Annotated in this window: 16 protein-coding genes; 12 read left to right on the top strand and 4 right to left on the bottom strand. The window is 68.6% G+C overall.

What is annotated here, in order from left to right:
- Nucleotides 1-135 precede the first annotated feature (135 nt).
- From pstS to ACFXI3_RS11300, 3 genes are all read right to left on the bottom strand, one after another.
- Nucleotides 136-1,266 carry a phosphate ABC transporter substrate-binding protein PstS gene (gene pstS, locus ACFXI3_RS11290; RefSeq protein ID WP_344266144.1) on the bottom strand — a complete coding sequence of 377 codons (1,131 nt, stop codon included), beginning with the start codon at nucleotides 1,264-1,266 and terminating at the stop codon, nucleotides 136-138.
- Nucleotides 1,267-1,505: 239 nt separating this feature from the next.
- Nucleotides 1,506-2,405 (bottom strand): mycothiol synthase, encoded by a 900-nt coding sequence (gene mshD, locus ACFXI3_RS11295; RefSeq protein ID WP_378399437.1) that lies wholly within the window; start codon nucleotides 2,403-2,405, stop codon nucleotides 1,506-1,508.
- A 22-nt stretch (nucleotides 2,406-2,427) separates the two neighbouring features.
- Complete coding sequence (locus tag ACFXI3_RS11300; RefSeq protein ID WP_344266150.1) at nucleotides 2,428-3,159, bottom strand: response regulator transcription factor; 732 nt, start codon at nucleotides 3,157-3,159, stop codon at nucleotides 2,428-2,430.
- 174 nt (nucleotides 3,160-3,333) lie between these two features.
- Here ACFXI3_RS11300 and ACFXI3_RS11305 point away from each other — a divergent pair, with 174 nt between their 5' ends.
- The 11 genes from ACFXI3_RS11305 (at nucleotide 3,334) to ACFXI3_RS11355 (ending at nucleotide 11,161) form a co-directional block, all read left to right on the top strand.
- The gene (locus tag ACFXI3_RS11305; protein ID WP_344266153.1) at nucleotides 3,334-4,236 is read left to right on the top strand and encodes a DUF2993 domain-containing protein; all 903 of its coding nucleotides are present in this window, start codon (nucleotides 3,334-3,336) and stop codon (nucleotides 4,234-4,236) included.
- Between the two features lie 5 nt (nucleotides 4,237-4,241).
- Nucleotides 4,242-4,676 carry a TlpA family protein disulfide reductase gene (locus tag ACFXI3_RS11310; RefSeq protein WP_378399438.1) on the top strand — a complete coding sequence of 145 codons (435 nt, stop codon included), beginning with the start codon at nucleotides 4,242-4,244 and terminating at the stop codon, nucleotides 4,674-4,676.
- A 406-nt stretch (nucleotides 4,677-5,082) separates the two neighbouring features.
- A complete protein-coding gene (locus tag ACFXI3_RS11315) occupies nucleotides 5,083-5,517 on the top strand; it encodes a DUF4395 domain-containing protein (protein ID WP_344266159.1) in 435 nt (144 codons plus the stop codon).
- Between the two features lie 28 nt (nucleotides 5,518-5,545).
- Nucleotides 5,546-6,382, top strand: a complete 837-nt coding sequence (locus ACFXI3_RS11320) for a sulfurtransferase (protein ID WP_344266162.1) — start codon at nucleotides 5,546-5,548, stop codon at nucleotides 6,380-6,382.
- Nucleotides 6,382-6,687, top strand: coding sequence for a DUF1416 domain-containing protein (locus ACFXI3_RS11325; RefSeq protein ID WP_344266165.1), 306 nt, complete (start codon nucleotides 6,382-6,384; stop codon nucleotides 6,685-6,687). Before ACFXI3_RS11320 ends, ACFXI3_RS11325 begins: the two co-directional genes overlap by 1 nt.
- Nucleotides 6,688-6,806: 119 nt before the next feature.
- A complete protein-coding gene (locus ACFXI3_RS11330) occupies nucleotides 6,807-8,141 on the top strand; it encodes an MFS transporter (RefSeq protein WP_378399439.1) in 1,335 nt (444 codons plus the stop codon).
- 129 nt (nucleotides 8,142-8,270) lie between these two features.
- Nucleotides 8,271-8,882: an FABP family protein gene (locus ACFXI3_RS11335; RefSeq protein ID WP_344266171.1), complete on the top strand. Its 612-nt coding sequence runs from the start codon at nucleotides 8,271-8,273 to the stop codon at nucleotides 8,880-8,882.
- A 16-nt stretch (nucleotides 8,883-8,898) separates the two neighbouring features.
- Entirely contained in the window at nucleotides 8,899-9,501 is a 603-nt protein-coding gene (locus ACFXI3_RS11340) for an allophanate hydrolase subunit 1 (RefSeq protein WP_378399440.1), read from the top strand.
- Entirely contained in the window at nucleotides 9,501-10,352 is an 852-nt protein-coding gene (locus ACFXI3_RS11345; protein WP_378399441.1) for a biotin-dependent carboxyltransferase family protein, read from the top strand. The genes ACFXI3_RS11340 and ACFXI3_RS11345 overlap by 1 nt, the downstream gene beginning before the upstream one ends.
- A 2-nt stretch (nucleotides 10,353-10,354) precedes the next feature.
- On the top strand, nucleotides 10,355-10,765 hold the full coding sequence (locus ACFXI3_RS11350) for a hypothetical protein (protein WP_378399442.1): 411 nt from the start codon (nucleotides 10,355-10,357) through the stop codon (nucleotides 10,763-10,765).
- A gap of 198 nt (nucleotides 10,766-10,963) precedes the next feature.
- On the top strand, nucleotides 10,964-11,161 hold the full coding sequence (locus tag ACFXI3_RS11355; protein ID WP_378399443.1) for a hypothetical protein: 198 nt from the start codon (nucleotides 10,964-10,966) through the stop codon (nucleotides 11,159-11,161).
- On the opposite strand, the gene ACFXI3_RS11360 is transcribed toward ACFXI3_RS11355, so the two are convergent.
- On the bottom strand, nucleotides 11,143-11,988 hold the full coding sequence (locus ACFXI3_RS11360; RefSeq protein ID WP_378399444.1) for an aminodeoxychorismate lyase: 846 nt from the start codon (nucleotides 11,986-11,988) through the stop codon (nucleotides 11,143-11,145). The genes ACFXI3_RS11355 and ACFXI3_RS11360 overlap by 19 nt on opposite strands.
- 31 nt (nucleotides 11,989-12,019) lie before the next feature.
- Between ACFXI3_RS11360 and ACFXI3_RS11365 the strand changes: the two genes are divergently transcribed.
- Entirely contained in the window at nucleotides 12,020-13,141 is a 1,122-nt protein-coding gene (locus ACFXI3_RS11365) for a YgfZ/GcvT domain-containing protein (RefSeq protein WP_378399445.1), read from the top strand.
- Nucleotides 13,142-13,173 lie beyond the last annotated feature (32 nt).

Here is a 13,173-nt window from a genome sequence, read left to right on the forward strand (position 1 = left end):
GGCTTGTCCGAAATCGGATCCTCCGGGAACGCTCGGGCGGACGACGAACGCCCACCGGGGTCGCCGGTGGGCGTTCGCGTCGAGGATTGGTCGCTCATCGACAGTCTCTGTCAGCCTTCGTACCAGTTAGGCGGTTCAGGAAATTTCCTTGACGGCCTTCAGCACCTTGTCCTGCAGGCTCTGCGGGATCGGCACGTAGCCCTTGGCCGACAGCGGCTGCTGGCCGTCGGTGGCGGCCACCGTCAGGAACGCCTTGACGGCCTTCGCGACGTCCGGGTTCGAGTACTTCGAGCACACGATCTCGTACGTGGTCAGCAGCAGCGGGTAGGCGCCCGGCACGTTGCTGGAGTAGATGCCGTTGAGGTCCATCGCCAGGTCGTTGGTGCCCGGGTGGGCGAACTTGGCGGCGTCCAGCGACTTGGCCACGTTCTCCGCGCTCAGCTCGACGCCGCCGGAGCCGCTGTCGATCTTGGCCGGGGTGACGCCGTCCTTGGCGAACGCGCTCTCCACGTAGGTGATCGAGCCGTCGGCGCCCTTGACGGTGCTCGCGACACCGTTCGAGCCCTGCGCACCGTTGCCCACGCCGCCGACGAACTTCTTGCCCGCGCCCTGGGTCCAGACGTCCTTCGCGGCCGCGCCGAGGTACTTCTGGAAGTTGTCGGTGGTGCCCGACTCCTCGGAGCGGGAGACGACCTGGATCGGCTTGTCCGGCAGGTTCAGGCTCTCGTTGCCCTTGACCGCCTTGATGGCCGGGTCGTTCCAGTTCTTGATGCCGCCGTTGAAGATCTTGGCGATGACCTGCGGGGTCAGCGTCAGGTTGTCCACCCCGGACAGGTGGTAGCCGACCGCGATCGGGCCGACGACCAGCGGGATGTTCAGCGCGGGCGAGGCGCAGCGCTTGGTGGCGGCCTCGAGGTCGGCGTCCTTGATCGGCGAGTCCGAGCCGCCGAAGTCGACCTGGTTGGCGTTGAACTGCTTGACGCCGGCGCCGGAACCGGTGCCGTTGTAGTTCACCTTCTGGCCGGAGCACTTCTTGTTGTAGGCCTGGTTGAACACCTCGATGGCGTTCTTCTGGGCCGTCGAGCCCTCAGCGGAAAGCGGGCTCTTGCCCCCGCAGTCGACCTGGGCGGTTCCGGTGGCGGCGGGAGCGGCGGAGTTCGAGCCCGAGCCGCTGTTCGACGCCGAAGGGTCGGAGCCACAAGCGGCGAGGACGAGGGCGGCGCTCGCCACGATGCCGACGGCACCCAGGGGCCGCATGATCTTCACTGCATTTCCTCCACTCGGAGATGTGCCTTTTTGAATCCGGTCGGGATTGGCGGCGGGTGAGCCGCACCGGAACCGGACACTAGGCAGCCTCGGTGGACGGTCGTCCTTGGTTGCATGAACGGGAGGTGAACAAGTCACCGTTTGTGAGCAGGACTACTACCCCGAATGGGTGCCGTGGCCTGGTCGTGACCTGCTAGTACGCAGAAAGTAACCCGGGTCACCGCATGCGCCGACCGTGATCACTCACCGTACTGGACGTCGGTCTCGAAACGCTGGAACCCCAGCTTGTTGTACACGGCCAAGGCCGCGGCGTTGTCGCCCTCGACGTAGAGAATCACCCTCGGTAGCCCCCGGGACCGCAGGTAACGGAGTCCGGCCAAGGTCAGCGCCTTGCCGAGGCCACTACCCTGAGTAGCAGGATCCACGCCGACCACGTAGACCTCCCCGACTGGGTCTCCGTCGAACCGGCCGGGCACCGGGTCGTGGACCTTCGTCCAGTGGAAGCCGACGACGTCGCCGCTCTCGTTCTCTGCGAGGAAGAAGCCTGCCGGGTCGAACCAGGCCTGCCGTTCTTCGGCGCGCACCTCGGCGGCGGTCAGCGCGCCCTGTTCCGGATGCCAGTCGAAGGCGCGCGCGTTGACCGCGACCATCGCGTCCTCGTCCTGGCCCGGCACGAAGGTGCGCAACCGGAAACCGTTGTGCAGCACCGGTTCCGGCCAGTCCGCACCGGCGACATCGACGTGCAGGATCAGCATTTCGCGCTGCCGGCCGAGGCCGAGTTTCGCCGCGATCGCCGCCGCACCAGGGTGATCGCCGTGCGCCCACACGCGGAATCCCGCGTCGGCGCGTTCGACCACTGCCCGCGCGAGCGCGGTGCCGACGCCACGACGCCGGAAATCCGGGTGCACGAAAAGCTCCGCGACCTGATGGCCGTGGGAATCGCCTTCGGTATCAAGGTGGACGTACCCGGCGGGCGCGCCGTCGAGGCGGGCGAGGAGATGCAGCCCGCCCTCGAAGTCGCGCGGCAACGGCCCGGTCGCGTCGACCTCGGGACGCCCGTCAGTCGCTTTCGCCGCGAGCAGCACTTCGCGCACCGCGTCGCCGGGATCGGTCGTCCAGTCGCCAAGGTCGATAGCCACAGACCGACCTTACCGGCGAAAGTCAGCGGGAGGTCAGCTCCGAAGCGTCGGACGGAACGGCGATCACCGGCTTCGCGCCCTTCGCCGGCCGCTCGAACTTGTAGCCGACGTTTCGCACAGTGCCGATCATCTGCTCGTGCTCCGGACCGAGCTTCGCGCGAAGCCGCCGTACGTGGACGTCGACCGTGCGCGTGCCGCCGAAGAAGTCGTAACCCCACACTTCCTGCAGCAGCTGCGCGCGGGTGAACACCCGGCCGGCGTGCTGGGCGAGGTACTTAAGGAGCTCGAACTCCTTGTACGTCAGCTCAAGCGTGCGACGGCGCAGCTTCGCCGTGTACGTCGCTTCGTCAATGACAAGGTCGCCTACGCGCAGCTCGGCGTCCGCCTGCAGGCCGATGCCGTCGCGAGTGGTGGCGAGCCGCAGCCGCGCGTCCACTTCGGCGGGACCCGCGGTGGGCAGAAGGATGTCGTCAGTGCGCCATTCGGCGTTGACCGCGACCAGACCGCCTTCGCCGACGACCGCGATGACCGGCGTGCCCGATTCGTCCTCCGCGCCTTTGAGCAGGCGGCACAGGCTCTTCGCGGACGCGAGATCGCTGCGCGCGTCGAGGAGGATGACGTCCCGGTGGCCCGCGTCGAGCAGGGCCGTCACTTCCGGCTCGCGTACGCGTACGGTGTGCGGCAGCAGGTCCAGCGCGGGTAGTACGGAGGTAGCGTCGAGTTCCCCCGTCAGCACCAGCAGGTCCAAGCTCATGATCCGCACCGCCTTCAGATTCGTCGCCTCAAACGTGGCGTCGGTCGGTGCTAAGTGAGAATAGCGGGTGAACACCCCGGCACCTAGCTCGTGCTGGATCGATCACACCTGGTCTAACGCGCCGGGCGTGACCCGCACCACGACGAAATCCACCCGAACAGGAGAACCGAGGCGATGGCGAGCAGGCCCGTGACCCGGGACGACCGACCGGCCAGCAACCCCGGCAACGGCCGCCGCGGCAGGCGCGTGCGGCGGTGGCTCATCGTGCTGGGAGTGCTGGTGCTCCTGCTGGTCGGTGCGGATTTCGGAGCGGCGGCCTTCGCCGAGCACACGATCTCGCAGAAAGCCCGCGCGCAGCTCGGGCTGAGCGACGATCCGTCGGTCACCATCCACGGCTTCCCGTTCACCGTGCAGGCGCTCTCCGGTGACTACAGTCACATCACGGTTTCCGCGGACGGCGTGCCGGTCGGCAGCGAACTTCGCGACCTGCGGGTCAGCGCCGAACTCGAGGACGTCATCGCGCCGCTGTCGGACCTCACGTCCGGCAACACCAAGGCGGTGAAGATCGGCAAGCTCACCGGCGCGGTGACGATCAAGGCGGCCGACCTCGCGCGCGTCTCGCCGCTGAACAAGATCCAGAACCTGAAGATCGAGCAGTCGACCCAGGCGTATGTGAAGTACGGCGACACCGAGCAGGGCAAGCAGCCGGACCCGACGCCGACCAACGCCGACGGCGAACCGGCCGACGGCACCAGCGCGGGACTGCGGATCTCCGGCGACGTCCAGGTGGCCGGGCAGAAGGTGGAGATCTTCTGCTTCGCGCTGATCGAGCTCAAGGCGAAGTCGATCTCGATCGTGCCTTACCGGCTGCAGTTCGGGAATGACCAGAGCACCACGATCGTTCCGGAAGCTGTGCAGAAAGCTCTGCTGCCGAACTTCCGGGCGACCATCTCCACGTCCCGGCTGCCGCTGTCGGTCACGCCGACCGCGGTCCGCGTGGACAGCGGTTCGGTGACGCTCAAGGGCGAAGCGCACGACGTGAACTTCGCCGACCTGTCCACCAACCACGGAGGCTGATCCCGGTGACCGGAGTGTGGGTGCTGCTGGCGACGCTGGTCGTGGCGACGGCCGCGGGCCTGGTCCTGCGCGCCCGCAACGGCCGGATCCGCGCGGCCAAACCGGCCGCCGCGACCCGCACTCTCCCCGCTCCGGTCGCCGAGGCCCTTGATCCGGAATCCGCCGTCACGCTGGTGCAGATCTCCACCACGTTCTGCACCCCGTGCCGGCACACGCGGGCGATTCTGTCGTCGCTCGCGGAGAAGACCGACGGCCTGCACCACGTCGACCTGGACGTCACCGAACGTCCCGAGGTCGCGCAGGCATTGTCGGTGCTCAGCACGCCGACCACGCTCGCGCTGGACCCGGAAGGCCGGGAACTGCTGCGCGTGGGCGGCGTGCCCAAAGGCCCGGAGCTGCTCGAGGCGCTCCGCCCGCACCTCACCGCCGCGTCGCACTGACCCTCTCGCCGCCCGGCTCCGCTTGCCCCGACGTCCGTGAGGGGAACCCTCACGGACTCTGATTCCGTCAGGGTTCCCTTCACGGACCTCCGCACGGCGTACCGGGCCGGCGGGCACGGGGAGAGAGCCCGGCCCCGCGGCGGTTGATTCTCAGGATCCGGACCTCGTCCCAAGGAATGAACATGGTTCCGGGAGCGAGCGAGCCTGGGTACCCTCCCCCCTGTGGACGAGCTGCCCATCACCCTTCTGACGCAGCGCCGCGCGGTCGATTTCTGCCGCGTGCGCAGCAGCTTGTGTCTGCCTTTTTCCGGCCGGCGCTGAAGCACGTCTCGCGCCGTTCCGCTGTACCCGTCTTCGCCGCGTGCTGCCCGCACGCCCTTCCCCTCGCACTGAGCAGGAGGAACCCATGTCCGCCGGACCGGCCGTAGACCCGCGAGGTCCCAGGTTCGCCGCGATCGTGACCACGGTGGTGCTCGCCGTCGTGCTCGTCACGCAGTGGTGGCCGTTGCTCGCACTGCAGACCGTGGTCTTCGCGATCGGTGCGTTCGTCGGGCTCAAGCCCGCGCCGTACTCGGTGCTGTACCGGCTCGTGGTCGCGCCGCGGCTCGGGCCGCCGACCGAACGCGAGGACGCCGCTCCGCTGCGGTTCGCCCAAGCGGTCGGGTTCGTGTTCGCGCTCGTCGGCACGATCGGCTTCGCGACCGGCGTGACGCCGCTCGGCGTCGTCGCGACCGCGTTCGCGCTCTTCGCCGCCTTCCTCAACGCGGCGTTCAACTATTGCCTCGGGTGCCAGGTGTACCTGCTGATCAAGCGTTTCAGCCCCGCGCGGGCGTCCTCGTAAACCCAACCAAGAAAGAGAGCCAGCTTCCATGAGCCGAGAAGACGTCCTGGTCACCACCCAGTGGGCCGAGGAAAACCTGGACACCCCGGGCGTGGTGTTCGCCGAGGTCGACGAGGACACGACCGCCTACGACAACGGGCACATCCGCGGCGCGGTGAAGCTCGACTGGCGCAACGACCTCCAGGACGGCGTCCGCCGCGACTTCGTCAACAAGGAGGGCTTCGAGAAGCTCCTGTCGGAGAAGGGCATCTCGAACGACGACCGCGTGGTCCTCTACGGCGGCAACAACAACTGGTTCGCCGCCTACGCGTACTGGTACTTCAAGCTCTACGGCCACGAGAACGTGCAGCTGCTCGACGGCGGCCGCAAGAAGTGGGAGCTCGACGGCCGCGAGCTGAACTCCGACGAGGTCAAGCGCGAGGCCACCAGCTACAAGGCCAAGGACCAGGACCTGTCGCTGCGCGCGTTCCGCGACGAGGTCGTCAAGGAGATCGGCGCGAAGAACTACATCGACGTGCGCTCGCCGGACGAGTTCTCCGGCAAGCTGCTCGCCCCGGCGCACCTGCCGCAGGAGCAGTCGCAGGTGCCGGGCCACATCCCGGGCGCGCTGAACGTGCCGTGGGCGAAGGTCGCCAACGAGGACGGCACCTTCAAGTCCGAGCAGGAGATCAAGGACCTCTACGCGGAGGCCGGCTACGACGAGGGCAAGGCGACCATCGCCTACTGCCGTATCGGCGAGCGTTCCTCGATCGCCTGGTTCGCCCTGCACGAGCTGCTCGGCCAGGCGGACGTGAAGAACTACGACGGTTCGTGGACGGAATACGGTTCGCTGGTCGGCGTTCCGGTCGAGTTGGGAGCTAAGTAATGGCAGACGGCTGCAGCGCACCTGTGCAGGAAGCGACCCCGGCGGACTTCGACACCAACGGCCAGGTCGTGCTGGCCGGCAAGGTCACCGGCACCGAGGGACCGGTCGGCGGCGCGTTCGTCCGGCTGCTCGACGGCGGCGGCGACTTCGCGGGCGAGGTCGTTTCCTCGGCTGACGGCGACTTCCGCTTCTACGCGGCCGAGGGTTCCTGGACGGTGCGCGCGCTGCACCGCACCGGCAACGGCGAGGCCAACGTCACCGCGGAGGGACCGGGCCTGCACCAGCTGGCCATCTCGGTTGCTTGAGAACACCTGATTTACGGTCCGTGAAGGGCCCCTTGAGGGAATCTGATTCCCTCAAGGGGCCCTTCACGGCTTTCCGGACGCTTGACCTCAAGCCGACTTGAGGACCCAAGATCGCGAGGGTGTCCCAAACGAAAATCGTTGCGCGGAGCCCACTTCTGGCCATCGCCGTGTTCGTCGGCAGCTTCATGGCGTTGCTCGACGCGAGCGTGGTGAGCGTCGCGCTGCCGACGATTCAACACGAGCTGCACGCCGAATTCACTGACCTGCAATGGATTGTCGACGGATACACCGTCGCGCTCTCCGCGGTGATCCTCACCGGCGGCACGCTCGGCGACCGCTACGGCCGCAAGCGGATCTACCTCGGCGGACTCGCCGTGTTCACGCTCGCCTCGTTGGTGTGCGGCCTCGCCCCGACGCTCGAACTGCTCATCGCCGCGCGCGTCGCGCAAGGCGTCGCGGCGGCCGCAGTCATCCCCGGCGGCATCGCGCTGCTCGCGCACGCGTATCCGGAGCCGCGCGAACGGGCGCGGATGCTGGGGGCGTGGGGCGCGGTGGCCGGAGGTGCGCTGGTCATCGGGCCGCTCATCGGCGGACCGATCACCGACGCGTTCGGCTGGCCCGCGATCTTCCTGGTCAACCTGCCGATCGGCGTCTTCGCGGTCTTCGCCGGCCGCCGGGGTCTCGGCGAGTCGTCCGATCCGGCGCACGGTGCGCTGGACCTGCCCGGACAGGTGCTCGGCGCGTTGTGGATCGGCGCGTTCACCTACGCCGTGATCGCGTCCAACGTTGTGGTCGCGGTGCTCGGCGCGCTCGGGCTGGCCGCGTTCATCGTGGTGGAACTGCGCGCCCCGCATCCGATGCTGCCGATCCGGCTGTTCGGCGAACTCCGCTTCGCCACCTCGATCTTCACGTCGTTCGTGATCGGCTTCGCCTGCTACCCGCTGCCCATCCTGATCGCCGTGTACCTGCAGCAGGCTTGGGGCAGCACCGCCTCGACGACCGGCGTGCAGATGCTGCCGTACGTGGTCGCCAACGCCGTTCTCGCGTTCTTCTCCGGAAGGCTCGCCGCCCGCTTCACCGCGGAACGGGTGCTCCCGATCGGCCTGGTCATCACCGCGGCGGGCAGTTTCGCCTTTCTGCTGGTCGACACCACGAGCCCGTATTGGCTGCTCAGCGTCCCGCTGGCGCTGTCCGGCATCGGTCTCGGCCTGAGCATCACCCCGACCAACGTCGTCGGGCTCGCCGGGCTTCCGGTGCAGCGCACCGGCACCGCGGCCGGGACGGTGAACGCCGCGCGACAGGTCGGGATGGCGCTCGGTGTCGCCGCGCTCGGAGCTCTTCTCGATCGCGGCAGCACGCTCACGACAGGGCTGCAGACCGCGATGGCGGTGGCTGGAGCGGCGCTGCTGGCGGTGACCGTCCTCACCGCGACGACCCTGCGCAGCGCTAGATGAGCCGGGGCGGACTATTGTCCTCGCTGTGGAGACCTTGTTTACGACCCTGTTGATCATCGCGGGCATCGCCACCGTGCTGTTCGCGGTCTTTGTCGTCTACCGGCTGTACGCCGACCAGCGCTGACCAGCATGACGAGTGGCGACGAGGCCATCGCGGCAGCCGAGGAGCGGGCCGCCAGCACGCGCGACCGCAACCTGCCGTTGTGGGACGACTTGGCGATCCCGAACGACACGGCGAACCTGCGCGAGGGCCCGAACCTGAACGACGCGTGCCTCGCACTGCTGCCGCTCGTCGGCGTCTGGCGCGGCGAGGGCGAGATCGACTACCCGACGATCGACGGGCCGATCAAGTTCGCCCAGCAGCTGACCGTCGCCCACGACGGCCGCCCGTTCCTGTACCACGAGGCGCGCTCGTGGCTGCTGAACGAGGACGGCAGCGTGCTGCGGCCCGCCGCCCGCGAAACCGGGTTCTGGCGTCCGCAGGAGGACGACACCCTGGAACTGCTGCTCACGCACAGCTCCGGCATCGTCGAGCTGTACTACGGGAAACCGCGCAGCCAGACGTCCTGGGAACTCGGCACCGACGCGGTCATCCGCACCGCGACGGCCAAGGAGGTCACCGGTGCACAGAGGCTGTACGGCCTGGTGAACGGCGACCTCGGGTACGTCGAGGAACGCGCGATGGTCGGCCAGGAAATGCAGCCGCACGCCTCCGCGCTGCTGCGCCGCGTGGTGGGCTGAGGCTCCGGGAGACGCCGTGCGCTGGCGGCGGTACGGTGAACACGCCGCCCTGCTCGACTGCGCCTCGCTCGCGGAGATGAGCGCAGCCCGGGCGACCCTCGCCGAAGCCGCGCTCGACGGCGTCGAGGAGATCGTCCCTGGGGCTCGCACGCTGCTGGTAGTCGCGTCCGCGGGTGCCCTGGAAGCTGCGCGTTCCTTGCTGGCTTCGGCCGATCTGGACCATCCGCCCGCCGGGGATGCCCGCGAAGTTGTTTTGGACGTGCGCTACTCCGGCGAAGATCTCTCGCTGGTCGCTGAAGACGCGGGGCTCAGCGTGGGCGAGGTCGTCGCCCTCCACACCGGCGCGGTCTACACGGTCGCGTTCACTGGTTTCGCGCCCGGTTTCGGTTATCTCGCCGGGCTTCCCGCTCAGTTGCGGCAGCCACGGCTGGCCTCTCCGCGGACCCGGGTCCCCGCTGGCTCGGTGGCCATCGCTGACGAGTACTCCGGCGTCTACCCGAGAGAATCTCCTGGCGGCTGGCGCCTGATCGGACACACCGAGGCGACGCTTTTCGACCCTTCCGCCGAGCGGCCGGCGTTGTTCACGCCCGGCCTCCGCGTGCGGTTCCGGAGCGTCTGATGCGCGCGTTGGAGATCGTCTCGACCGGATCGCTGGCTCTGGTGCAAGACCTCGGCCGGCCCGGTTACGCACATCTGGGCGTCCCACCGTCGGGTGCTCTTGACGTCGCCGCGCTACGGCTCGGCAACCGGCTGGTCGGCAATGCCGAGGACGCCGCCGGGATCGAAACCGTGCTGGGCGGACTGGCTGTCCGGGCTGTGGTTTCGTGCACTGCCGCGGTGACCGGACCGCCGGTCGCGGTGTCCGTGGACGGCCGGGAAACCGGCTCGCACCTGCCGATTTCGCTGCGGCCAGGCCAAAAACTGACGATCGGCCGACCAGCCACCGGGCTGCGCTGCTACCTGACGGTGTCCGGCGGCATCGCCGTGCCGCCGGTGCTGGGAAGCCGGTCGACTGATGTCCTTTCTGGACTCGGCCCCTCGCCGTTAGAAGCTGGTACGAAAGTCCCCCTCGGTCCGGTCACCGGTGTTCCTTCTGGTGCCGACGTGGTCGTCGCCGCGCCCGTGCCGTCGCAGCTGACAGTGCCCGTCCTGCTCGGCCCGCGCGACGATTGGTTCGCCGAGCCCGCGAGCTCGCTCAACACACAGTGGACAGTCACCGCGGAATCCAACCGAGTGGGGGTCCGCCTTGCCGGGCAGCCGCTACGTCGAGTGTCCAATTCGGAGTTACCCAGCGAAGGCGTGCTCACCGGCGCGATTCAGGTCCCGCCGAACGGATCGCCGCTGGTGTTCCTCGCCGATCACCCGACCACGGGCGGTTATCCGGTGGTCGCGGTCGTGAGACGGGAGTCACTCGGAGCACTCGCTCAAGCACGCCCCGGAACCTTGGTGCGGTTCCACGCGTCCTTCTGAGCGTGGAACGGGTAACGATCACCGGCGGCGCGGGTTTCCTGGAGCTGAACACCGGAGGACGGGCGGAGCTGCCGCAGTCGCTGCGCATCGCGCTCGCGACCGGTCAGGTACGCCTGCCGCTGACGGAAACCCTGCGCGAACTGCTGGCGCTGCTCGTCGACGGCCAATACCGGGTCAGCGGCCCGCAACGCTTCGAGGCGGCGAGCCTGGTCCCGGCGAGCGACTGGCCGGACGACGACGATGCCCGCGTCACGTACTACCGCACGGCAATCCGCTCCGGACACCGTCCGGTGGCGGTGGTTTTGTCCGGTACGCGGCCGTTGCTGGTGGACGGGCACCACAAGATCAGCGCGTACCGGGCAGAGGGGATCACGCCGTCGGTGGTGCTGATTTCGGAGGTCGTGGGTGACTGAGAAGTTCGTCGGCGACCTGAACACCGTCGTGCGGGTCGGCAATACGGTTCGGCCCCGCGGTTCGTCAGCGCCGACGACGACACCGAGGCGCTGGAGTTCCTGCCCGGCGCGGTCAGCAACTATCCGCTGACCGCGGCCGCCCGCACTGATTTCCGCCGCGAAGCGCCGTACAACTGCGTGCTGCGCGGCGAAGAAATCGTGGGCCTCATCGACTTCGACACCGCGCATCCCGGTCCGCGCGCACGACCTCGGCTACGCCTTCTACCGCCTCGCGCGAAACTGGTCTGCGACAGCTACGGATTCACCGACCCGCGAGCAGTGATCGACTCGGCCGCTGACCGCCTTCGCGACATCGCCCACATCGAAGCGAACGCCGCTCAGTACTCGCTCTCGTAAGCCGCCACCAGCTCCTCGTGCAGGGCCGTCGAATCCGGCAGCTCCGTCCCGTTCAGCGTGTGCACCCGGGTCACCTTCCGCACCGACGACGTAAGAAAAACGCCGTCACCGTGCAGCAAGTCGTCCACCGACAGCGGCTCCACCTTCACCGACCAACCGGCCTTCTCCGCGCCGCGGAACAACGCGTACTGCGTCGTTCCTGGCAGGATGCCAACAGTGGACGGCGGGGTGTAGAGCGTCCGTTCCTTCGCCAGGACGACCGTCGACGTCGGTCCTTCGAGGACCGAATCGTCGGTAGCGGTGAAGATCACATCCTGGGCTCCGCGACGGGCCGCCTCGCGCAGCGCGGCCATGTTCATCGCGTAGGAAACCGTTTTCGCGCCGAGCAAAAGCCACGGGGCGCGTTCGGCGAGTTCGGGGCCGAAACCGCGCTCCAGGGTCACCACGGAGACGCCTTCGGTGCGCGCCCGCAGCACCTTTTCGTCGACCTCCAGGCCCATCGCGAACGCCGTCGGCTTGCCTTCCGGATCACCGTCGACACCCCGCGTGTACACGAGTTTCAGGGCGATTTCCGGTCCGCCCTGCCACGCGTCGACGACTGCCTGCGCGGCTCGGGCGAAGCCGTCCAGGTCCGGTGCCGGCAGGTCCAGCATCGCCGCGGAACGGGCGAGCCGGTCGAGGTGCGGACGCATTTCCCGCGGCTTTTTCACTGCCACGAGGATCGTTTCGAACACCCCGTCTCCGCGCAGCAGGCCGAGGTCGTCCACCCGGAGGTGGGCGGCTTCGGGGTCGGCCAGTGAACCGTCGAGGAAGGCGAGAACGCGCATCCCCACAAGGTACTCACTTACCCTTAGGGCTATGCCGTACAGCTCGCCGCTGCTCGAAATCCCCCGCGCGGTCGCCGCGCCCGAGGGCCATCCGGAAGCCGGAGTTCCGTGGCACTGGGGCGATCCGTTCGCCGAGCAGCGCACCGCCGCCCGAGGAGTGGTCGTGATCGACCGCTCGCACCGAGAAATCCTCGCCGTCACCGGCGAGGAACGCTTGTCCTGGCTGCATTTGGTGATCTCGCAACACGTCACCGAACTCGCCGGAAACACGGGCACCGAAGCGCTCGTCCTCGACAGCCAGGGCCACGTCGACACCCATTTCGTGCTCGCGCACACCGGCGACACGGTGTACCTCGACAGCGACCCCGGCCCGCTCGTCACGAGCGCGTTGCCCAAGGGCGGCAAGCAAACCCTGCGCGAGTACCTCGAAGCGATGAAATTCTGGTCCAAGGTCGAGATTCGCGACGCGACGGAAGAACTGGCCGTTCTTTCGGTGCTCGGCCCGGAGACCGACAGCGTGCTCGGCGTCGAGCTCGGCGCCGAGCCGTACTCGGTGGCCGCGCTGCCCGAGGGCGGTTTCGCCCGGCGGATGCCGTGGCCGACGCGAGCGGGCGCGGATCTCGTGGTGCCGCGCGCTCAGCTCACTCAATGGTGGCAACGGCTCACCGACGCCGGCGCGCGTCCGGCCGGCTCGTGGACCTTCGACGCGCTGCGCGTGGAATCACGGCATCCGCGGCTCGGCGTCGACACCGACGAACGGACGATCCCGCACGAGGTCGGCTGGATCGGCTCGGCCGCGCATGTCGCGAAGGGCTGTTACCGCGGCCAAGAGACTGTCTCGAAGGTGCACAACGTCGGCCGCCCGCCGCGGTATCTCGCGCTGCTGCACCTCGACGGTTCGCCGGAGATCACGCCGGAGACCGGCGACCCGGTGAAGCTCGGCGAGCGCGTGGTCGGCCGGATCGGCACGGTCGCGCAGCACCACGAACTCGGGCCGATCGCGCTGGCGCTGGTCAAGCGCTCGGTGCCGGGCGGGGCGGAACTGCTGGCGGGCGACGAGGACCGAGTGGTCCAGGCCACTGTCGATCCGGACTCGGTGCCGGGCGAGCACGCGGCGCCCGGACGGGAAGCAGCGCAGAGACTGCGGGGCTGAAGTGAACTCGACGGTAGCGTCGTCGCGGAATG

This window comes from Amycolatopsis sp. NPDC059235 (assembly GCF_042754125.1).
Lineage (GTDB): Bacteria > Actinomycetota > Actinomycetes > Mycobacteriales > Pseudonocardiaceae > Amycolatopsis > Amycolatopsis albidoflava.